Origin of the sequence: Pseudomonas sp. S9 (genome assembly GCF_000222125.1) — a bacterium.
Classification (GTDB): Bacteria; Pseudomonadota; Gammaproteobacteria; order Pseudomonadales; family Pseudomonadaceae; genus Aquipseudomonas; species Aquipseudomonas segetis.
This window is the reverse complement of record NZ_AFFX01000006.1, coordinates 306031-326887: the sequence shown is the minus strand read 5'-3', so window position 1 is coordinate 326887 and position 20857 is coordinate 306031. Positions and strand designations below refer to the sequence as shown.

Sequence of the window (20857 nt, the reverse complement as noted above, 5' to 3'; positions counted from 1 at the left end):
GACCCAGCGGCCAGGCAGCGGCAATGTTACCCGAGGCCATATGTAGATCGAACTCAGCCTTGATTGCACGTTTGTCATTGGGTTCCTGCTCACGCCACAGAGCGACAAACTGTTCGGCCAGGTCATATCGATTACTGCCCAAGGCAGCGTGGAAGCCTTCATCCAGCAGTTCCGAGTCGTGACCACTCAGGGCATCCATGTGCTCGCTGAGAAAAATCGCAGCCGCATCATCTTGATTGGCGCCTCGCAGGGCCAACACCGTTTGATAAATCAGGTCGAGGCGCTTTTGCGGGTCCTTTTCATCATCAAGCAATAGCTTGTATACCTCAGCTGCGCGCCCTGGCTAAGAGCCTGCCATAAACCATTTCGCCGCCTGGTCTAACCACAGGGCCTTCTTCTCCGGCTGACGCACTGCCAACTCATCATAGATCGACGCTGCAACGGCAGGCGCGCCTAAAGCAAGGGCATAACTGGCCTCACGCTTAAGCTGCTCATCACTGAGCTTGATGCGCGGCAAGGCCTCTATTCGCGCAACCAGTGCGGCCTTTGCGGACGCATCGACACCCTCGGTTTTGGCCAGTGCCTCCAGAGTATCGAGCTCCAACTCGAAGAAGCCCTTCAGATCAGGGGCCGTCACCGGCAGCTCATTGATGTGTCGACGCGCAGCGTCATAACTGCCCAGTTCGATAAGTTGCCCGATGAGCTTTTCACGCAGCTCCTGGTTCTCTGGATCAGCCTTGAGCAATAACTCTGCGTAATTGACCGAGACGGCATCAGGTTTATTGTCGTCCGGCAAAAATGCATCTTTACCCGAAAAACTGACAACCAATAGCGTGCCGACCAGTATGGCGATCAGCAGAAGAACCCAGGGGCTAAGCAGGCGAGTCTTTTTAACGACAGGTGAGCTGCGCATCGTTCACCTGTGCTTTATTGATATTGAACTGCCAAAGGCCATCAACCGCCTTGGCGACATAACGCTTGCCTGCAACCTCAAGTGAGCACGCCGAGCTGGCGCGAACACTGAATTGCAGTGGAAATTGCCCGGCGAATGACACCCGCACCTGCTTGTCATCCTGGTATACCCAGCCAGTCAGCGGGATATTGGCTTCTTCGATCGACGGCCGGGGGTCGCGCGTCTTGCGCAACGCAAGGATGGGAAAATCGCTACTGAAATGCACATAACGCCCTTGCGGCAAATCCCTGACACCGGCAACACCTTTGGACGCGCCCACATCAGGCCAACCCATTGCCGGATCAATACGCACGGTGCGTAGCTTGTTCAACCCGCGAAACTGCCAAGCGCCATCTGCACGCTGAGCCATGCTGGTTTCATACAGGCCGCGCATACGCGGAATGTAATCGCTCATCCACAGCGATATCGGATGCTCGGCCTGCATCGACCGGTAGATCTCGCCCATGACCTTGATCGAAGCCTGCTTGGTTCCTGAGTAGAAGTGGTAGTACAGGTGCAATCCACGCAGGCGTCTTGGTTTGTCAGTCAAGGCAAAGGTTTGCATGACATCACGGAAGCCGTAGTACGGACCATGCCAGAGGTTGGTGTAGACGTTCTCGTTGATAACTGGCGCGTAAAACTGCACGCCACCGGCGCTGGGCTTGATCAAGGGGTAGAGATTGGTCACCGAAGGAAATGCATTGGTCAACGCCGTGTTGCCACCATTAACGTTGGCCAGCCCCTTGTCATACGCCAGCTTGATGGTGGCAGCGTCAGGGATGGCATCACCAGACCAGAAAATCATCTTAACCGGCTTATCCGGCGTGGTTAGCCGCTGGTTGATGTAGTCCGTGGAGCCGATCACCTCACGCTTGAAGTCAATCTTCTTGTACCCCGGAATCTGCATCATAAAGCCGTATTCAGGGTCAAAGCCCTCACTCTGGCTAGCCTCTTCCGGCCGCCAGAAAAACGGATGACTAAAAGTGTGAGTGGCCACTTCAACCTTGTCTTCGGCAAATATCTTGCGCGCAATAGGCTCCAGCTCGCGTGACAGATGCGGGTACATGCCTTTTGGCCCGACTTCGCCTTCGATAACCGAAACCGAGGTTAAAAAGTCATGGGGCTTGATAAAGCTGTTGAGCACTTCAGTACCGGCATAAGGACTGCCCGGCACCTCGGCACGCGAGAAAAAGCCATCGCCATCGATATGCACGGTTGCTACACGCCTGCCGTTCTCTGTGGTTACATCCGGGCGCGGCATGGTTTCAAGTTTCAGTGCGCGCTGCAAAAAGGCAAAGGGATCAACAATCCAGCGCATTTGGTCAGGAATGGTTTCAAGCACGAACGGGCTTAGCACAAAGCCGCCCCAGTCGCCCAAGGCGACTGGGGTATAAAGCTCGCCATTGTCATTTACAGTCAGTGCTGGCTTGGGCCCATCAACCAATGCAGTCACCGTCGAGAACTCGCGGGTGCGCATCTTCAACGGCGCCTCAAAACTACCCAGCAAGGTTTTGTCAAAGCTGACAATCTTGGCATCCTTGCTTAAATCCACGGTATTTAGCTGCATACCAAGCCGGCGCAGAAGTTGTGGATCGGTAATCGGCAAACCCTTGAAAATAGCCAGGGGCACCTGCTCATCAAGCCGCTGATTGATCCACTTATTGAATACGCTGGCTTTCGTCGGTTGCCCGGTGGTCATCCAGGGGGTGATTCCGGCATAAAGGCCAGGGGCTGGAATATCAGGCAAATCGTCAGCGGCAAAATAATCCACACGATACCCCAGGTACTCCAGCAACCCACCGAGCACATTGAAGCCAGTTGCACGATAAAGTGCTCCTTCACGCAAGTCATAAATCAACGCGATTCTGCGTGGCTTTACCTCAATTGAACTGATGCCCAGGTAGTTGAGATCGGGCATGGTCACAAACGGAATAAAGCCTTCGCTTTGCAATTGCTTGGCGAGTTTGCGCGCGTCCGCGCGGCGTTCGGCGGGCAGGTAGTCAATGGCAACCAGCGGTATACCCTGCCCACGCAGGGGCTTGAGATGGCCCTAAAGCCACTCACGATCACTGGCAGGCACGTCACGGTAACTGCGCTTGGATGGGTTCCAACCGGCATGGATTGACTCCACAGCAACGGCAGCCGCTACACCTGGCAGCTCGGGGAGCACTTCAAAACCGCGATTGAAGAACAGTTTGAGATCGGGCTCTTGCCTGGCCAACTGCTTGAGAAAGTCGCGCAGGGCAATACGCTCCGCCTCTTGCTGGTCCTTGGGCAGGAGCTGGAAACTATCAAGAGTGTCGAGAAACAGCCCGCTATAGCCCTGGGCCTTGAGCGCTTTTGCCCGTTGCAGCAGATGCTTACGCCAGACGTCGGAGCTGAGTCGCATGACCTGGCTTTGCCAAGCATCGTTGCGGGTAGGGCTGGCACCGCGCTGCAGGCCTTGGTTTTGGATCTGGCTCAGATCGCCATCGAATTCGCCCACGGAAAGATAGGCAAAAGGCTGGGAGCCCTGATCGCGCAGGTACTTAACATCCTTATCGCTCAGGTGCGCAGGCTCGACCACACTCCAGTCAAACTGGGCGAGCTCGGCCAGCGGGGGCGAAACCGCATACCAGAACACCACGCTTTTAGGGGCTTGCGGCTGGGCAAGCGCCATGCCTGAGAACAGCAGGCAACAGCACATAAGCAAGTGCTGGGACTTGGCCTTCAGAATGAGGATCGAACGAAGCAGTGATGAAAAGAATGAGACGGTCAAAACAACTGCTGATCGAATACTGCAAAATCTAATCATCTACAGCCCTGTAGGAGTAATCCGTCTAAAAGGAATAAGATTAGGCGGTATTTTCCGAGGCGTGAAATTAAATTAAAAATTTGTTGTCTAAGGCACCCTTCAATAATTGGGCGGCATTATATTGACATTAGCCTGTCCTGCTCGGACTGCAAGCACGGACAGCTCAAAAGCCTTGCTACAGCACCGCACCATCACGCAATTGCGCTATCTCGGCATGGCTTAGCCCCAGCCAGCGCTGCAGCACCTGATCGGTGTGCTCGCCCAACAACGGCGGCGCATTTCGATATTGCACCGGCGTCTCGGACAACCTTATCGGGCTCGCAACCTGCGGCACCGAACCTGCCAGCGCGTGGGGCAACTCAATCTGTAGCTGTCGCGCCATCACCTGCGGGTCAGCAAACACCTGCTCAATATCATTGACCGGCCCACAGGGAACCCCTGCCTGCTCCAGATCCCCAACCCATTGTGCGGTTGTCTTGAACACCGTGACCTGGCGTATCAGCGGGATCAGCTCCGTCCGGTGCGCGACTCTAGCCTGATTGGTCGCAAAGCGCGAGTCATCAGCCCATTCAGGCTTGCCAGCAACCTCACAAAACTTCTTGAACTGCCGGTCATTACCCACCGTCAGGATGAAATCACCGTCTGCTGTCGGGAAATCCTGGTAGGGCACGATATTAGGATGAGCATTGCCCAAACGCTTTGGCGCCATGCCGGTTGCAAGGTAGTTCATCGCCTGATTGGCCAGGCATGCCACCTGAACATCAAGCAACGCCATATCAATGTGCTGCCCCTTTCCCGTCTCACCGCGACTGGCCAGGGCAGCCAGGATCGCCGAGGTGGAATACAGCCCAGTCAGGATATCGGTCAAGGCCACCCCGACTTTGACCGGCCCGGCACCCGGCTGGTCATCCGCCCGCCCGGTCAAGCTCATCAAACCGCCCAGACCCTGGATCATAAAATCATAGCCCGCACGCTTGGCATAAGGCCCGGTTTGCCCAAAGCCGGTGATAGAGCAGTAGATCAGGCGCGGATTGAGTGCCTTGAGGCTCGCATAATCAAGACCATAGGCAGCAAGGCCGCCCACCTTGAAGTTCTCAATCAATACATCGGACTTGGCCGCCAGCTCACGAACCAATTGCTGGCCGCGAGGCTGGGTAAAGTCAATGGTGACCGACTGCTTGTTGCGGTTGGCGCTCAGGTAGTACGCCGCCTCCGAGGTATCTTCGCCGGCCGCATCCTGCAAGAAGGGAGGCCCCCAATGACGGGTATCGTCACCCACGCCCGGGCGCTCGACCTTGATGACCTCGGCCCCAAGGTCAGCGAGTATCTGCCCCGCCCAGGGGCCAGCCAGCACACGGGACAGATCAAGAACGCGCAGATGCGACAGAGCGCCGGACATAACAGACTCCGAAATTGAGACAAGGCACAACGGAAACAGAAGGGCGAGACCTTGCCGGCCCGGCCCTCGGATCGCGAATCAGAAGAACGCCTGGATACCAGTCTGCGCACGCCCAAGTATCAGCGCATGTACATCATGGGTACCTTCGTAGGTGTTGACCACCTCCAGATTGACCAGGTGCCGGGCCACACCAAATTCATCACTGATCCCGTTGCCGCCGAGCATGTCACGCGCCATGCGCGCAATCTCCAGCGACTTGCCGCAACTGTTGCGCTTCATGATCGATGTGATTTCGACGGCAGCAGTGCCTTCGTCCTTCATACGCCCCAGGCGCAGGCAGCCTTGCAATGCCAGAGTGATCTCAGTCTGCATATCGGCAAGTTTCTTCTGCACCAACTGCGTTGCAGCCAGCGGACGACCGAACTGCTGGCGATCCAGGGTGTACTGGCGAGCGGTGTGCCAGCAGAACTCAGCCGCCCCCAAGGCGCCCCAACTGATGCCATAACGTGCTGAATTAAGGCATGTGAACGGGCCTTTAAGACCGCGCACACCTGGAAAAGCATTCACTTCAGGCACAAACACATTGTCCATCACGATCTCACCAGTGATCGAAGCGCGCAGTCCGACCTTGCCGTGAATCGCCGGAGTGCTCAGGCCTTCCCAGCCTTTCTCCAGGACAAAACCGCGGATCTCACCGGCATCATCCTTGGCCCAGACCACAAAGACATCGGCAATCGGGCTGTTGGTAATCCAATTTTTGCTGCCACTCAAACGATAACCGCCCTCAACGGCACGAGCACGGGTGATCATCGACCCAGGATCCGAACCATGGTTCGGTTCGGTCAGGCCAAAGCAACCGATGTATTCGCCACTAGCCAGCTTGGGCAAGTATTTCTGCCGGGTTTCTTCATTGCCAAACTCGTAGATCGGCACCATGACCAAGGAGGACTGCACGCTCATCATTGAGCGATAGCCCGAATCAATTCGCTCGACCTCACGGGCGATCAAGCCATAGCTCACATAAGTGAGGCCACTGCCGCCATAGGCTTCGGGAATGGTTGCACCGAGCAGCCCGGTTTCGCCCATTTCACGGAAAATAGCCGGGTCGGTTTGCTCATTACGGAAAGCTTCGAGCACCCGCGGAGCAAGCTTGTCATTGGCAAACTGCTGGGCGCTATCACGCACCATGCGCTCTTCTTCAGTGAGCTGTTGATCCAGCAGCAGGGGGTCAATCCAGTTAAAGCTTGCCTTGGCCATCGGGTAATCCTCTGTTCAGCGCGGGAGCAACAAGGCGCTCCCCAAATGATCGTGTGGATTGATCCTAGCCCCGCCAAGCACAGGAGACAAACGAGTATTTTGCACTGACCTGTGCATAATACTCACTTCGTAAATCTGCCATTGAGCACCACGGATGCCTGCCATGACAGCCCCAGAGCCTGTAGGTGCAACCAAGCATGGGACTGCACAGAATAACCTTATGGCATGTTTCCAGGACATAGGCCCTGACATCAATACCAGTGAATAACCGACCATGCGCCGAAAAATACCCAGCACCGCAGCCCTGATCGCCTTCGAGTCAGCAGCGCGACATCAGAGCTTTACCAAGGCAGCGCAAGAACTTGCACTGACACAAAGTGCAATCTGCCGGCAAATTGCCGGGCTTGAGGAGTTCCTGAATGTCGAACTGTTTCGTCGTTCGAGACGCGGGGTCGTGCTAACGGAGGCCGGCGCGTCCTACTCACGTCGCGTCGCCAGCCAACTGGATGCTGTCGAACGCGATACGCTGGCGGTGATTGGCCAACAGGGTGCGATCACCATTGAGCTGGCAGTGGTACCCACATTCGGCACCCAATGGCTGCTGCCACGGCTCAAGGATTTTCAACGCTTGCACCCACAGGTCACGGTTAACCTGACCAACCGTACCCGCCCCTTTTTATTTGCCGATACCGACTTTGACGCCGCCATCTATTTTGGTGACGGCGACTGGTCGGGCACCGCGTCCTACCGGCTGGTGCGTGAAAACCCCATGCCGGTTTGCAGACCTGCACTACTAGACGGCCGATCTCAATTATCGCCCGATGAACTGGCAAACCTGCCGCTGCTCCAGCAGACGACTCGTCCGTACGGCTGGCGACAGTGGTTCAATGGCCAGGGTATGTCGGTCGCCCGCGACATGAGCGGCCCCCGCTACGAGCTTTTTTCCATGCTTGCCCAAGCCGCTATCCATGAGATGGGCATTGCCCTGATACCGCCGTTTTTAATCGAGCGCGAGCTCAACGAAGGTCGCCTGGTGATCGCCTCCCCTTATAGCCACCCAAGTGACAAGGCATATTTTTTGATCATCCCTGAACGCAAGGCCGAATTCACCGCCCTGAAAGCCCTGCGCGACTGGCTGATAGAACAGACCAAAGACTACGCTCAACGTACTGGACTGGAATAAATGACAGCAACCAAACGGTTTTTTGCAGTTGATTTGCTTACTTAACTCCAGTCAAATCTGGTTAAAACCTTCAAAATCAGTGGGCAAAACAGAATAACTGACCCCGTAGTCAGCATTTGCCACAGCTACAGATCAGCCTCTTCTCAAACCCTCCAAGTGTTTCGTTTTTTGCACAGTAGAGGTCGCTAATGCGCTGTTTCAGTGGTTTTAACTCCAATTACACTGTTAACCATTGATCTGCTGAATCGCAAATTATTTAGCCTGTACCCGGCCCATGAAAATCTACAAAAACAAGCCTTAACCTCGCTAAATACAAGGTGCCAGCCATAAACAGTGGCTGCCTGGTCATCTGGTGACCTGTAGTTACTGCAAGGTTTTATTACAGAACGTCTTGAAGGCCTCGCGCTTCACCTGCAAAATGCCGACCCCGCTAAATACTAGAAGCCATGCTTAAGCGGGATTGTGCTGATCCTCCCTCGCCCGCATGCCAACGTAGCGTACGGGTTCACAAAAAAAGATCACGCAGGAGATTTGAAGTGCACATCGGTGTTCCTCTCGAAACCCATGCCGGAGAGACGCGCGTAGCCGCGACTCCCGAGACCATCAAGAAACTGGTTGGCCAAGGCCACCAGGTAACAGTGCAAAGTGGCGCAGGCATTAGTGCCAGCGTGACAGATGCAGCTTATGAAGCTGCCGGCGCAACCATTGGCAGCGATAGCGATGCCTTTGGCGCTGAACTTGTGCTGAAGGTGGTCGCCCCATCTGAAGCTGAACTTGCGCTCATGAAATCCGGCACCGTTCTGGTGGGTATGCTCAACCCGTTCAGCAATGAAACCATCGCCTTGATGAACGCACGCGGCATTACGGCCTTTGCCCTCGAAGCGGCGCCGCGCACCTCGCGCGCGCAGAGCCTCGATGTGCTTTCATCGCAAGCCAACATTGCGGGCTACAAAGCCGTGTTGCTGGCCGCTCATCACTATCCGCGCTTTATGCCGATGCTGATGACCGCTGCCGGTACCGTAAAGGCGGCACGCATTCTGATTCTCGGTGCCGGGGTTGCGGGCTTGCAGGCCATCGCGACTGCCAAGCGCCTGGGGGCAGTTATTGAAGCGTCAGATGTGCGCCCTGCGGTTAAAGAGCAAATCGAGTCGCTGGGTGCCAAGTTTGTTGACGTGCCATTCGAGACCGATGAAGAGCGCGACGCCGCCCAGGGTGTCGGTGGCTACGCCCGGCCAATGCCAGCCTCATGGATGGAACGCCAGGCAAAAGCTGTGCACGAGCGCGCCAAGCAGGCCGACATCGTGATCACCACCGCACTGATTCCGGGCCGCAAGGCGCCAACCTTGCTGCACGAAGCGACGGTGCAGGAAATGAAGCCGGGGTCGGTCATCATCGATCTCGCGGCGGCCCAGGGTGGCAACTGCCCGCTGACCGAAGCCGAGCAAGTGGTGGTCAAGCACGGCGTGACCATAGTCGGCCATAGCAACCTGGCAGCCTTGGTTCCAGCGGACGCATCGGCCCTGTATGCCCGCAACCTGCTCGACTTCCTCAAGCTGGTCATCGACAAAGACGGCCAGTTCAACGTCAACCTTGAAGACGACATTGTCGCCGCGTGCCTGATGTGCCGCGACGGTGAAGTCGTGCGCAGCAACGGCTAAAGGAGTAGAGACATGGAAATTTCCGACGGTATCTACAACCTGATTATTTTTGTGCTGGCTATCTATGTCGGCTATCACGTGGTCTGGAACGTCACCCCGGCGCTGCACACGCCACTGATGGCGGTAACCAACGCTATTTCGGCAATCGTCATCGTCGGCGCCATGCTGGCTGCCGCATTGACCGTGACCCCGTTCGGCAAGCTGATGGGCACCATGGCCGTTGCACTGGCAGCGGTTAACGTCTTCGGTGGCTTTTTGGTCACCCGACGCATGCTCGAAATGTTCAAGAAGAAGGCGCCTAAAGCAGCCGCGCCGACGGAGAAGCACTGATCATGAGCATGAATTTAATCACTGTTCTCTACCTGGTCGCCTCGGTCTGTTTTATCCAGGCACTCAAGGGCCTGTCACACCCAACCACGTCACGTCGGGGCAACCTGTTCGGCGTGATCGGCATGGGCCTGGCTGGCATCACCACTATTGGCTTTATGTATAAGCACAGCGCCGAAGCTGATTCACCCGGCATTGGCTAAGTGATCCTCGGCCTGCTGCTAGGCGGCACGGCCGGTTCGATCATGGCCAAGCGCGTTGAAATGACCAAGATGCCCGAACTGGTTGCCTTCATGCACAGCATGATCGGCCTGGCCGCGGTGTTCATTGCGATTGCCGCGGTAGTTGAGCCCCAGTCGCTGGGCATCGTTGCCACGTTGGGCGACGCCATTCCAGCAGGCAACCGCCTGGAATTGTTCCTCGGCGCAGCCATTGGTGCCGTGACGTTCTCGGGCTCGGTGATCGCTTTCGGCAAGCTGTCAGGCAAGTACAAGTTCCGCCTGTTCCAGGGCGCACCGGTATCCTTCAGCGGCCAGCACAAGCTCAACCTGATTGTCGGCATCGCAATTCTGGTGCTGGGCCTGTACTTCACCTTTACCGGCAGCCTGACTGCTTTCGTTCTGCTGCTGATCCTGGCCTTTATCATCGGCGTGTTGATCATCATCCCGATTGGCGGTGCGGACATGCCGGTTGTGGTGTCGATGCTCAATAGCTACTCGGGCTGGGCAGCGGCCGGTATCGGTTTCTCGCTGAACAACTCGATGTTGATCATTGCCGGTTCGCTGGTTGGCTCGAGCGGCGCGATTCTGTCCTACATCATGTGCAAGGCCATGAACCGCTCGTTCTTCAACGTCATCCTCGGTGGCTTTGGTGCCGAAGCGGATGCAGGCCCGGCAGCCGGCAGCAAAGAGCAGCGGCCAGTCAAGTCTGGCTCCAGCGACGACGCCGCCTTCTTGCTGACCAACGCCGACACCGTTGTGATTGTGCCCGGTTACGGTCTGGCCGTTGCCCGTGCCCAACATGCGCTGATGGAGCTGGCTGAAAAACTGACCCATCGCGGCGTCACCGTTAAGTATGCAATCCACCCGGTTGCCGGTCGCATGCCTGGGCACATGAACGTATTGCTGGCTGAGGCTGAAGTGCCTTACGAGCAAGTGTTCGAAATGGAAGACATCAACTCCGAGTTCGGCCAGACCGACGTGGTGCTGGTATTAGGCGCCAACGACGTGGTCAACCCCGCTGCGAAAAACGATCCAAAGTCGCCGATCGCGGGCATGCCGATTCTTGAGGCCTACAAAGCCAAGACCGTCATCGTCAACAAGCGCTCCATGGCCAGCGGTTATGCCGGGCTGGACAATGAACTGTTCTACCTCGACAAAACCATGATGGTGTTTGGCGATGCCAAGAAAGTCATTGAAGACATGGTAAAAGCTGTTGAGTAAGGATTGATCCCTTATCCAATCGCATAAAGGCCCGGACTGCTAATCAGCCCGGGCCTTTTCAATTGCGCACTGCGCACATTCAAGCAATGGCCTATTTGGCACTCAATGTCGGATAGGCCTCAGTGTAGATATAGTCCTTGGACTTGGCCGGTAAATGGCAACCCAGGCAATCGATCTTGTAATCGGTGACCACGCTCTTGCCGCCACTGTCAGGCTTGAATAGCGCCCAACCCCAGCCATCGCCCCAGGCAGGATTCTTACCGGCAAAACGGTTGGTACTGTCCTTGACCATAACAAAGGTCTGCTTGATATCGCCCGCATGACTAACCCCAGCACCAGTGGTGTAGTTGCCCACCTCGGGGTGACGCAACTCCTTGACCATTACGGCTCCATCCGGGAACTTGCCGGTTTTGCGGAATACGGTGACTGCGTCTGAATCCAGATAGACATCATGGAAGCCACTGGCATCGCCAGCAGGAACGAACCAAGAGCCCAAATGCGACATCGTCGCCCGAAAATCATCAGGTAAACCAATGTTGCCCTTGGCATCGACCTGAGAAGAGAAACTGTCATCGGCCTGCGCCGACAGCGCCACACAGGATGCAACCAAGGCGGCACCAGTAAACCTCGTTAATGTATTCACGGCTGTTTCCTTATCTATTTTCCTCATCCCGTCTGTGTATCCATGACTCCAGTCAGGAACACAGCAGACATCTCTAGATAGGGACGCAAAGCGCGCCCGATCATTACAAGCAGCCCTACAGGTTTTGCCTAGAAGCCATTGCCCCAATGGCGCAAAACGCTAGGGTTAGGTCGAGGGAGATTGTCTATTGCTGCGTGGGAATCAGCTGTGACGCGTGGATGAGGAGGGGTAAGACTCTAGGCATTGGCTCGGTCTGGCAACCAGTACAGACAACTTAAAACCGGCAAGACTATTCATATAACCTGAAAAACAGGTCAGCTAAATAACTCGATCAATCTGCAACTGTACCGCAATATTTATCCTGCATTTAATGAAAATGACAGAGTAATAAACTGCCTGAAAGCCATTACTATGGCTAAATAACTTATGTGCAGTACAGTTTTGTCAAAAATCACAGAAACAGTTACAAAGCATCCTATCTATTAACACAACAATTTCGTTCAGCTGTGGCTACTGCATTATTTGCAAAAGAACGATCATTAGTACCAAGCAAAATACTCTCTCACACCGCCACAAGCGGAAGGATGTCACCATGGAACGTACCCTCAGTTCCGACTTGTTGTTCGAAACCAAACCGACTTCTGTTACCAGCGGCCTTCCGCTGCGTATGGCTGCCACGCTGTTGCTGTGGCAGCGCCGTATCGTCAGCCGCCGCCAACTGGCGCGTCTTGATGCACGCCTTCTGGCCGACGCCGGCATCAGCGAAAGCCAGCGCCATGCAGAGCTGAAGAAGCCTTTCTGGCGCTAATTCAAGGCCAACAAAAAACCGCCAAGCTCACGCATTGGCGGGTTTTTTTTGGGCTTTAATCAAAGCCAAAAAAAAACCCGCCAAGCTCACGCATTGGCGGTTTTTTTGTGGACGACGAAAATCCTGGCGGCTTCGACTAGGGTTTGGAGCTCATGCGCAGGGGTTCGGCCTGCTCATGCGGAGCATCCAGCAACTCCTGATAAAGCGCAGCGGTTTGTTCGCACATGCGCTGTGCGGAAAACACCCGCTCGTAGCGCTCTTGTGCTCGTACGCCCATCTGCGCAGCAAGTTCCGGGTTATCCCAGAGCGTACGCATGGCCTCCCTGAATGCAGGAGGATTGCTGGGCGGGACTACCAAGCCTGTCTCGCCATGAATATTGATATAGCTGGTGCCTGTTCCTATTTCACTGGAGATCATCGGCTTGCCGTACATGGCCCCTTCGAGCAAGGAAATACCAAAGGCCTCGGACCGCAAGTGCGACGGAAATACGATCGCACTGCACAGTTGCAGCAAGGCCACTTTATCTTCGTCACCCAAACGACCAACAAAGTGCAGGTGATCCAGACCAAGGCGCTGAGCCTGAGCGCGCAATTCCTGCTCCAACGGACCCGCCCCGAGTATAACCACCGGGTAATGCGTGCCTTCCAGGGCATCGAGCAGGATATGCAAGCCTTTGTAGTAACGCATCACACCCACGAATAGAAAAAATCGTGGGCCGAACTGCTGGCGCCAATGATTCAAGCGCTCAGCCTGGGCGATGGGATAGGTACTTTTATCAAGGCCATAGGGAATGACCCGTGTCTTGCTGGCAAAGCGCGTCAGCACTTCGCTGGTGTGCATGTAGTTTGGCGATGCGGCGATGATCCTGTCGACACTGCCGAGGAAGCGGTTCATGACCGGCTTGTACAGCTGCAACAACCTGCGTTGACGAATAATGTCGGAGTGATAGGTCACCACCGTTGGCTTGCGCACAGAAGAAGCAAAGTGCACCACATCCATGAAAGGCCATGGGAAGTGATAATTAATAATGTCCGCTTCAGCAGCCAGTTCGCGGAAGCGCTTGAACGCACTGTACGAAAAGCCCGTGGACGCCAGGTAGAAATCCAGGTTTGCACGATGTACCTGGTGCGAACCTAGTGCGAAATCCTTGGCCCCATCTTCGGCGCTGAGCGTCAGTACGTGGCTATCAATGCCCTGAGCGGCGCTGCCCTGGCAAAGTTGATAGATAACCTGCTCAATGCCACCCATGGACTCAGGCAGGTAGGCCTTATAAAAGTGCAAAACACGCATTAGCTCACCATTACCTGTCGATACACATCAGCAGTCACCGCCGCGCAGCGCTGCCAGGAAAATTGTTGCGCACGGGCTAGCCCAGCCGAACGCTTGGCCTGCCAAAGCTGTTGATCTTCCAGCAATTGAGTGATCACTTCGGCGCATGCCATTTCATCGTCCACGTCCACATAGCTACCAGCCCCGCCCGCAACCTCAGGCAAAGAAGCCCGCCGGCTGAGTACAACGGGTACACCGCTGCTCATGGCTTCAAGCACCGGCAGGCCAAAGCCTTCATAGAGCGATGGAAATATCAACAGCCGCGCCCCAGATACGATTTGTGCGAGCAGTGCATCAGGCTGATAGCCCAGCACTCGCGCAAAACCAGCAGCGAGTGCCTGCTGCAATTGTTGCGAGTAGCTCTCGGGCAGCCAACCGGCCATGCCAACGATCGCCAGGGGATACTGCCTGCGTAGCGACTCAGGCAAGCGTTGATGTGCACTCAGTGACAGCTGTAGGTTTTTACGAGGTTCCAAGGTGCCGACACACAACAGGTACTGCCCGGGCACCAGGCCAAACGGCTGCAAGGGTTCATGCAAGTCTTCAGCGGCTCTTGGCTGGAAGCGTTCAGAACAACCGAGCGGGGCAACTACGAGCTTGTCTTTAGCGACCGCATAATATTTTGCGACCTCAGCCGCGATAAACTCGGAATCAACCAAGACGCGCCGGGCCCGCTGGACAGCTTTGGCCGTATGACGCTCGATTTCAGCGAGCCGGTCCGCTGGCTGGGTTTGAGGGTGATGCACATGGGTAAGGTCATGCAGCGTCATCACCATGGGCCCATCGAACTCAAATGGCCAGAGATTGGGATCGTGATACAAACACCCTGGCTGCTTGCCTATTCCTTGGCTAAAGCGCTGTTGTTCCAGCGCCCTGCGCAACGGATAGGCGCCAGGCACCCAACGTTTGATCAAAGAACTCCAGCGCGAATAGCCGGGCATAGGCGCATCAGGTAATTGCTCGCTCCAGTTCCAACCATTGAAGAACTGCAGTTGCAGGTCATCTTGCTTGGTCAATTCTTTGGCGAGCTCCGTCAGGTACTGACCAATGCCAGTACGCGGCGCACGCAAAATACTTGCGTTAAGCGCTATGCGTCTTGGCATCAAATTCTCTCTCTGATCTGTCCACCGAGCGCGCTTGGCCAATATGCGCGGCGGTGCGCGCAACCCATTGACGAGTCGAATCACTCCAGCTCAACCATGACCACTGCTGCAGATCCTGCGCTGCAGGAAAACGACCTTGCTGCTCAAACGTTTCGACCAGGGCGGCCAGGGATGCGGGTTGATCAAGCTGGAAATAAGCCATGAAGTCACCGCCGATTTCTTCAAAGACCGGGATTGCACTTGCCATGGCTGGCAGGCCGCGCTGCATGGCTTCAACCAGCGGCAGACCAAAGCCCTCAACATAGGAAGGAAAAACCAGTGCCCGTGAATGGCTATAGGCATATTCGAGCCCGGCATCATCAAGCCCGTTAAACATAAACAGGCGCCGGTTCAATTCCGGGTGAGACTCAATGCGCTCGATTAAGGCATCGCATTTCAAACCGACTTTACCAATGATGCACAGGCAAGCTGGCGAGCCCTTTTGCCAAAGCAGCTCAAAAGCATCAAGCAAATAAGCGTGATTCTTGCGCGGCTCTATGGTGCTGACCATCAGATAAACAGGCGCGTCCTTGGCAAACAGGCCGAGCAGTTCGGGATCAAGCTTTTTACCGGGCACAACCAGGTCAAGCTCAGACCCCAGATGAAAATGGTCGAACCAACGGCTTTGAGCCTTGGCTTGACCAATGCGTCGACCGACCTCTGCCCGCACCTGCTCACTGATGGTCGAGGAAATTGCGATAAAGCCATCTGCAGTTTGCGAGATCCAGTCAAACCAACGGTCAAATACCTTGACCAGGCCGGCATCACAAAACTGCGGATGAGTCAGCGGGATAAGGTCGTAAATCACCGAAATGATCCCTACGCCCTCGCGCTTCAAACGCTCGGCCAATGGAAAGAAATCGGCATGCCAGGATGAGTCGAGCAGCAATAACTGATCGCCTTCCCGACATTCCAGGACCACCGCACGCTCTGGCGCAGGAGTGTCATCGATAAAGCGATCAAGCAGACGAATGGGAATGCTGAAGCTCAGCCCAGCCAAACGACAAAGCACATAAAAGAGCCGGCGCAATGCATGGGAATAGCGCAGGGGCGCATGCCGCTCAAGTCGCGCATGTAGGAACCAGAAACGGTTTCTCCAGTGCTCAAGCCTGACCCGCAAGTTTTGCATCCACGACAGCTCTCGCGTTGGCAGTGGCGCCAGGCTAAAGACTTGATGCACCTCTCCCGCCTGCATCATGACGGGGATGCATTCGACCCCGGAATCAACCGAGGCCAGCTGCTTGATCACATTGCGCACAACACGCTGAATGCCCGAGTTGTCGTTCGGGTGCTCAAATACGTAAGTACATTCAACTAAAAGCCGCATAGTCTTCCTTAACCCTCAACAGTGGCCGCAACAACAGCTTCGCTGCGCTCGATGGACACATCGGAATCGAGCCAGGCACAGCCCACAAAGTCAGCCTGCTTGATATTGATCACATGAAACACCAAGGCAAAATCACGCCACTCATAATTGGTGTCGAGATGAGAGTCAAAGCGTGACAAGGACAAGGCAATTGAGTAGTTGCCCTTGCCCAGACGTGCAGGAAACTTGAACCGATAAACCACCTGCTCACCTGCCTTCAGGTTTTCCACAGGCTGATTGAGACGATGGGTATTGATGCCGTACATGGCTTGTCCCATGCGGTCTTTGATCATGAAGCCCAAAACCAGTCTCGGCACATCCGCCCTTACATCCACGGTCACCTCAAGCGTGACCATGGCACCGACAGAAACGACATCAACCCGCTGCCCCTGATCATTGATCAAGGCGATATCGGCAAAACCTGCTTCACCGGTGCCGGAAATGGTTCTGACTTGTCCGCTTTCGAGGCGTTCCTGGCGAACGGTTTGCTGTTCTTTTTCGGCGAGCATGGCGCTGTAAAAATCCATGACCTCCTCGGGTGAACCTTCAAGCGCCAGCTTGCCGTTTGCAAGCAAGATAGTCCGGTCGCAAAGGTTCTGGATCGCCTGGCGATCGTGGGACACAATCAACAATGTGGTGCCGGCCTTACGGAACTCGCGAATACGCGCAAAGCTTTTATGCTGGAAATACGCATCCCCCACCGACAATGCTTCATCGACAATCAACACATCCGGACGGCGAGCGGTTGCCACGCTGAATGCCAGGCGCATTTGCATGCCGCTGGAATAGGTGCGCACGGGATGATCAATGTATTCACCGATTTCAGCGAATGCCTCGATCTCCGGCATCAGTTCGTACAACTCATCCATCCCAAGGCCCAGTAACTGCCCGGCCATGAAGACATTTTGCCGACCACTGAAATCCGGATGAAAGCCCATGCCGAGTTCCAACAGGGCTGCAACCCGCCCCTGCAAATGGATATGCCCGGCGTTGGGCTGGGTGGTTCCGGTGATCATCTTCAACAGCGTGCTTTTACCCGCACCGTTGACCCCAATGATGCCCAGCGCCTCTCCCGGGTTAACGGTAAACGACAGGTCTTGAAGCACCCACTTGAGTTGGTGCCTTGGCCTTGAGAAGGGAATAAACCACTCGGCAAGACGCGCCCAGCGAGAAGGGTATTGCTTATATGCCTTGCCCAGCTGGCTGACTTGAATGCTGCCCATTAGAGTTCATCCACCATTTCGCCCGAGCGCTTGCGAAACAAGCGCATTGCCAACCCACACAGGGCACCAGCAATGATCACTGTCGGCACTAATGACGACCAATCAGGCCAGTTGCCATAGACAAAGATGCCTTGATAGCCAGCAATCAATGGCGCCATCGGATTCGCGCTCAGCAAAGGCTTGACCCAATCCGGAAGGATTGAAGCCGGGTACACAATAGGCGTGAACCAAAACCAGAACTGCAGGAATATGCCGACAAACTGACCAACATCGCGAAAGAACACATTAAGCACGCCAAGCATGACGCCAAGGCCGATAGAGAACAGGACCTGAATCATCAACAGCGGGATGACCGCCAAAACAGCCCAGCCTGGAAAGTTCTGCGTAGCAACCAGGAACCCGAGGAACAGGGCAAAGATAATCGCAAAGTTGACCCCGGCATTGAGCACCACAATCAGCGGTAAACAGATTCGCGGAAAGCTGAGCTTCTTGATCAGGTTGGCATGTTCCAGGAATACCGATTGGCTTCGGCCGATGATCTCGGCAAAGAATCCCCAGGTGAGAATGCCAGCGCACAGATAGATCCCATACGCCAGGCCGTTATCCACACCCGGCAGCCGGGCTTTCATCAACTGCGAGAAAATCACCGTGTAGACAATAATCATCGACAGCGGATTAAGCACCGACCAGGCAGCGCCCAGCAGCGAGTTCTGATAGCGCGTTTGGAACTCCCGCTTAACACTGCCGAGCACAAATCCACGGTAGGTCCAAACAGAGCGCGCCATGCTCAAAGCCATCAGACCACCCTGCCGTACTGATCTTCAAAACGCACAATATCGTCTTCACCAAGGTACTCACCGCTCTGCACCTCAATCATCACCAGTTCAATCACCCCCGGGTTTTCCAAGCGATGCTTGTGGCCGGCCGCGATATAGGTTGACTGGTCGCTGTTAACCAAGCGTGCACCGTCGCCATTGGTAACCTTGGCCATGCCCTTGACTACGATCCAGTGTTCGCTGCGGTGATGGTGCATCTGTAGCGACAGTGAGGCGCCAGGCTTGACCACAATGCGCTTGATCTTGAACCGCGGCCCTTCTTCAAGAACGGTAAAGGTTCCCCATGGCCGGCTTACCGTGCGGTGTAAACGGTAGGCATCATGATTGTTATCCTTGAGCTGCTTGACCACCAACCGGACATCCTGCGCGCGATCAGCATGAGCAACCAACAGCGCGTCATCGGTATCAATCACAATCAGGTTATCCAGGCCTACGGTCGCGACCATCCGACCATCGCTTTGCACATAATTGTTGTGGCTATCGATAAACAAGGCATTGTGGGTCGCACGATTATTATGTGCGTCAGGTTCGACCAACTGGCTCATGGCCTTCCAGGAGCCAATATCACTCCAGTCAAAGGTCGCCGGTATCACAGCCACTCGTTGCGAAACCTCCATCAAGGCGTAGTCGATGGAAATATCCGGCATCTCCGAAAAGGTTTTCGTGTCCAGTTCTCGCTGAACCAGCGTCGGGACTTCCTGCGCTGGGCTTTGCTCAACGCACTGGCGGACCTGCTCGAGCAATTGCGGCGCGTAGCGCTCGAGCTCTTCAATAAAGGTACCGGCGGTGAAGCAAAACATGCCGGAGTTCCAGAGAAACTTGCCACTGTCCAGATAGGTCTGCGCCGTACTCGCATCTGGCTTTTCGACAAATCGCGCAACCCGTGCCGCACCTTGGGCGTCGAGTTCACTACCGGTTTCGATATAGCCAAAACCGGTTTCAGGCGCGGTGGGCGGTACCCCGAATGTCACCAAGTAACCCTCTAGCGCAAGGGCCTCTGCATGCTTGACTGATGCAGTAAAGCCAGCCCCGTCGCAGATCAAGTGGTCGGCAGGCATCACCACCATCACCACATCGTCACCATGACTTTGCGCCAGTGTCAGGGCCGCAATCGCGACGGCAGGAGCCGTGTTACGCCCAACCGGCTCAAGAATAAAGTGGGGCCGACGCGGCCTGGTCTTGGCGGCGTGAAAATGATCCTTGCTTTGGAAGTAGTAGTCACGGTTGGTCACAGTGACAATTTCCCCGCCATCGACAATCAAGTCTGCAGCCCGGCGATAGGTCTTGGCCAACAAGGATTCGCCATCGGGCATGAGCATGAAGGGTTTAGGCTGCCCTTCACGCGACACTGGCCACAAGCGTGTTCCGGCACCGCCGGACAGAATCACAGGAACTATCATCAGATCACTCCTTGGCTACACGCTTGAGATCAGCATCCACCATCGATTGAATCAGGGTTTCCAAATTGGTCTTGGGCGACCAACCGAGGACTCGCTCAGCTTTAGCTGGGTTACCCAGCAAGACTTCGACCTCAGCCGGGCGGAAAAACTCGGGATCAATCACAACGTGATCCTGATAATCCAACTCCACGTAGGAAAACGCGATGCGACACATTTCGCGTACCGTGGTGGTGACCCCTGTCGCGATCACAAAGTCATCAGGCTTTTCCTGCTGCAGCATCAGCCACATGGCTTCGACATAGTCACCAGCAAACCCCCAGTCACGCTGGGCATCGATATTGCCCAGGCGCAGCTCGCGCTGCTTACCCTGCTTAATCCGCGCTACGGCATCTGTCACTTTGCGGGTGACGAACTCAATGCCGCGCAGTGGCGACTCATGGTTAAACAGAATCCCGCTGGAAGCATGTAAGCCGAAGCTTTCTCGATAGTTAACCGTAATCCAGTGGCCATAGAGTTTGGCCACCCCATAGGGGCTGCGTGGATAAAAGGGTGTGTTTTCATCCTGACGCTCGGCCTGAATCAAGCCGAACATTTCGCTGGTCGAGGCTTGATAGAAACGCGTCTGCGGCCGGAACTGGCGTATGGCTTCAAGCATATGGGTAACGCCCAGGCCATCCACTATGCCCGTGGTGATAGGCTGATCCCATGAGCTGCCGACGAAGCTTTGCGCACCGAGGTTATACACCTCATCCGGGCAGGCCTTGAGCACGGCGCGCTGCACTGATGATGCATCAGCCAGATCGCCGTCGTGATAGACAATGCGCGACTCAACCCCAAGCTCGCGCAAGCGCCAGCGGGTATCGGTACTGCGCCGGGCAACAAGGCCATGAACCTCGTAGCCCTTGTCTAATAGCAGTTTGGCCAAGTACGCACCATCTTGACCTGTTAAACCTGTAATAAGCGCTTTTTTATACATTATTATTCTCTTACTTCTCTCAGAGCTGACTCTGAGCAGCGGGCCTCTGGAAAGTTTTGCTGGGTTTTTACCCAGTCTCTTCATCTGTTTTTCAGAGCTATCAACTCCCGCGGTGTGACTC

15 protein-coding genes and 2 pseudogenes are annotated in these 20857 nt (G+C 55.3%); 5 read left to right on the top strand and 12 right to left on the bottom strand.

Annotated features, from left to right (window positions below; all coding sequences use genetic code 11):
• Positions 1-343 precede the first annotated feature (343 nt).
• The 4 genes and pseudogenes from PSES9_RS24340 to PSES9_RS0114855 form a co-directional block, all read right to left on the bottom strand.
• The gene (locus PSES9_RS24340; RefSeq protein ID WP_051120981.1) at positions 344-913 is read right to left on the bottom strand and encodes a hypothetical protein; all 570 of its coding nucleotides are present in this window, start codon (positions 911-913) and stop codon (positions 344-346) included.
• A pseudogene (locus tag PSES9_RS23710) lies at positions 891-3743 on the bottom strand (endo alpha-1,4 polygalactosaminidase). Before PSES9_RS23710 ends, PSES9_RS24340 begins: the two are co-directional and overlap by 23 nt.
• Positions 3744-3921: 178 nt before the next feature.
• Positions 3922-5145: a CaiB/BaiF CoA transferase family protein gene (locus PSES9_RS0114860; RefSeq protein WP_010488194.1), complete on the bottom strand. Its 1224-nt coding sequence runs from the start codon at positions 5143-5145 to the stop codon at positions 3922-3924.
• Between the two features lie 78 nt (positions 5146-5223).
• Positions 5224-6402 carry an acyl-CoA dehydrogenase gene (locus tag PSES9_RS0114855; RefSeq protein WP_010488193.1) on the bottom strand — a complete coding sequence of 393 codons (1179 nt, stop codon included), beginning with the start codon at positions 6400-6402 and terminating at the stop codon, positions 5224-5226.
• Between the two features lie 274 nt (positions 6403-6676).
• Here PSES9_RS0114855 and PSES9_RS0114850 point away from each other — a divergent pair, with 274 nt between their 5' ends.
• From PSES9_RS0114850 to PSES9_RS23705, 4 genes and pseudogenes are all read left to right on the top strand, one after another.
• Positions 6677-7585 carry a LysR family transcriptional regulator gene (locus PSES9_RS0114850; RefSeq protein ID WP_010488192.1) on the top strand — a complete coding sequence of 303 codons (909 nt, stop codon included), beginning with the start codon at positions 6677-6679 and terminating at the stop codon, positions 7583-7585.
• A gap of 536 nt (positions 7586-8121) precedes the next feature.
• A complete protein-coding gene (locus tag PSES9_RS0114845) occupies positions 8122-9243 on the top strand; it encodes a Re/Si-specific NAD(P)(+) transhydrogenase subunit alpha (RefSeq protein WP_010488191.1) in 1122 nt (373 codons plus the stop codon).
• Between the two features lie 12 nt (positions 9244-9255).
• Positions 9256-9573, top strand: a complete 318-nt coding sequence (locus PSES9_RS0114840) for an NAD(P) transhydrogenase subunit alpha (protein ID WP_010488190.1) — start codon at positions 9256-9258, stop codon at positions 9571-9573.
• A gap of 2 nt (positions 9574-9575) precedes the next feature.
• Positions 9576-11012 (top strand): annotated as a pseudogene (locus PSES9_RS23705) (NAD(P)(+) transhydrogenase (Re/Si-specific) subunit beta).
• 91 nt (positions 11013-11103) lie between these two features.
• Here PSES9_RS23705 and PSES9_RS0114830 read toward each other — a convergent pair.
• A complete protein-coding gene (locus PSES9_RS0114830; protein WP_010488187.1) occupies positions 11104-11655 on the bottom strand; it encodes a cytochrome P460 family protein in 552 nt (183 codons plus the stop codon).
• A gap of 592 nt (positions 11656-12247) precedes the next feature.
• On the opposite strand from PSES9_RS0114830, the gene PSES9_RS0114825 reads away from it, so the two are divergent.
• On the top strand, positions 12248-12463 hold the full coding sequence (locus PSES9_RS0114825; protein ID WP_010488186.1) for a DUF1127 domain-containing protein: 216 nt from the start codon (positions 12248-12250) through the stop codon (positions 12461-12463).
• 136 nt (positions 12464-12599) lie between these two features.
• Here PSES9_RS0114825 and PSES9_RS0114820 read toward each other — a convergent pair whose 3' ends face one another.
• Genes PSES9_RS0114820 through gmd form a run of 7 tightly spaced genes read right to left on the bottom strand, consistent with a single transcriptional unit; the run spans position 12600 to position 20736 of the window.
• Positions 12600-13754, bottom strand: a complete 1155-nt coding sequence (locus PSES9_RS0114820; protein ID WP_010488185.1) for a glycosyltransferase family 4 protein — start codon at positions 13752-13754, stop codon at positions 12600-12602.
• Entirely contained in the window at positions 13754-14896 is a 1143-nt protein-coding gene (locus PSES9_RS0114815; protein ID WP_010488184.1) for a glycosyltransferase family 4 protein, read from the bottom strand. The genes PSES9_RS0114820 and PSES9_RS0114815 overlap by 1 nt, the downstream gene beginning before the upstream one ends.
• A complete protein-coding gene (locus PSES9_RS0114810) occupies positions 14874-16262 on the bottom strand; it encodes a glycosyltransferase family 4 protein (protein ID WP_010488181.1) in 1389 nt (462 codons plus the stop codon). Before PSES9_RS0114810 ends, PSES9_RS0114815 begins: the two co-directional genes overlap by 23 nt.
• A gap of 8 nt (positions 16263-16270) precedes the next feature.
• Positions 16271-17524, bottom strand: coding sequence for an ABC transporter ATP-binding protein (locus PSES9_RS0114805; RefSeq protein WP_010488180.1), 1254 nt, complete (start codon positions 17522-17524; stop codon positions 16271-16273).
• On the bottom strand, positions 17524-18321 hold the full coding sequence (locus PSES9_RS0114800; protein WP_010488179.1) for an ABC transporter permease: 798 nt from the start codon (positions 18319-18321) through the stop codon (positions 17524-17526). The genes PSES9_RS0114805 and PSES9_RS0114800 overlap by 1 nt, the downstream gene beginning before the upstream one ends.
• Positions 18321-19760: a mannose-1-phosphate guanylyltransferase/mannose-6-phosphate isomerase gene (locus tag PSES9_RS0114795; RefSeq protein ID WP_010488178.1), complete on the bottom strand. Its 1440-nt coding sequence runs from the start codon at positions 19758-19760 to the stop codon at positions 18321-18323. The genes PSES9_RS0114800 and PSES9_RS0114795 overlap by 1 nt, the downstream gene beginning before the upstream one ends.
• A gap of 4 nt (positions 19761-19764) precedes the next feature.
• Positions 19765-20736, bottom strand: coding sequence for a GDP-mannose 4,6-dehydratase (gene gmd / locus PSES9_RS0114790; RefSeq protein ID WP_010488177.1), 972 nt, complete (start codon positions 20734-20736; stop codon positions 19765-19767).
• Positions 20737-20857 lie beyond the last annotated feature (121 nt).

Bases quoted from the DNA above. Each gene is read 5' to 3' on its own strand.
- PSES9_RS24340 (WP_051120981.1), bottom strand. From the start codon at position 913: ATGCGCAGCTCACCTGTCGTTAAAAAGACTCGCCTGCTTAGCCCCTGG.
- PSES9_RS0114860 (WP_010488194.1), bottom strand. From the start codon at position 5,145: ATGTCCGGCGCTCTGTCGCATCTGCGCGTTCTTGATCTGTCCCGTGTG.
- PSES9_RS0114855 (WP_010488193.1), bottom strand. From the start codon at position 6,402: ATGGCCAAGGCAAGCTTTAACTGGATTGACCCCCTGCTGCTGGATCAA.
- PSES9_RS0114850 (WP_010488192.1), top strand. From the start codon at position 6,677: ATGCGCCGAAAAATACCCAGCACCGCAGCCCTGATCGCCTTCGAGTCA.
- PSES9_RS0114840 (WP_010488190.1), top strand. From the start codon at position 9,256: ATGGAAATTTCCGACGGTATCTACAACCTGATTATTTTTGTGCTGGCT.
- PSES9_RS0114825 (WP_010488186.1), top strand. From the start codon at position 12,248: ATGGAACGTACCCTCAGTTCCGACTTGTTGTTCGAAACCAAACCGACT.
- PSES9_RS0114820 (WP_010488185.1), bottom strand. From the start codon at position 13,754: ATGCGTGTTTTGCACTTTTATAAGGCCTACCTGCCTGAGTCCATGGGT.
- PSES9_RS0114815 (WP_010488184.1), bottom strand. From the start codon at position 14,896: ATGCCAAGACGCATAGCGCTTAACGCAAGTATTTTGCGTGCGCCGCGT.
- PSES9_RS0114810 (WP_010488181.1), bottom strand. From the start codon at position 16,262: ATGCGGCTTTTAGTTGAATGTACTTACGTATTTGAGCACCCGAACGAC.
- PSES9_RS0114805 (WP_010488180.1), bottom strand. From the start codon at position 17,524: ATGGGCAGCATTCAAGTCAGCCAGCTGGGCAAGGCATATAAGCAATAC.
- PSES9_RS0114800 (WP_010488179.1), bottom strand. From the start codon at position 18,321: ATGGCTTTGAGCATGGCGCGCTCTGTTTGGACCTACCGTGGATTTGTG.
- PSES9_RS0114795 (WP_010488178.1), bottom strand. From the start codon at position 19,760: ATGATAGTTCCTGTGATTCTGTCCGGCGGTGCCGGAACACGCTTGTGG.
- gmd (WP_010488177.1), bottom strand. From the start codon at position 20,736: ATGTATAAAAAAGCGCTTATTACAGGTTTAACAGGTCAAGATGGTGCG.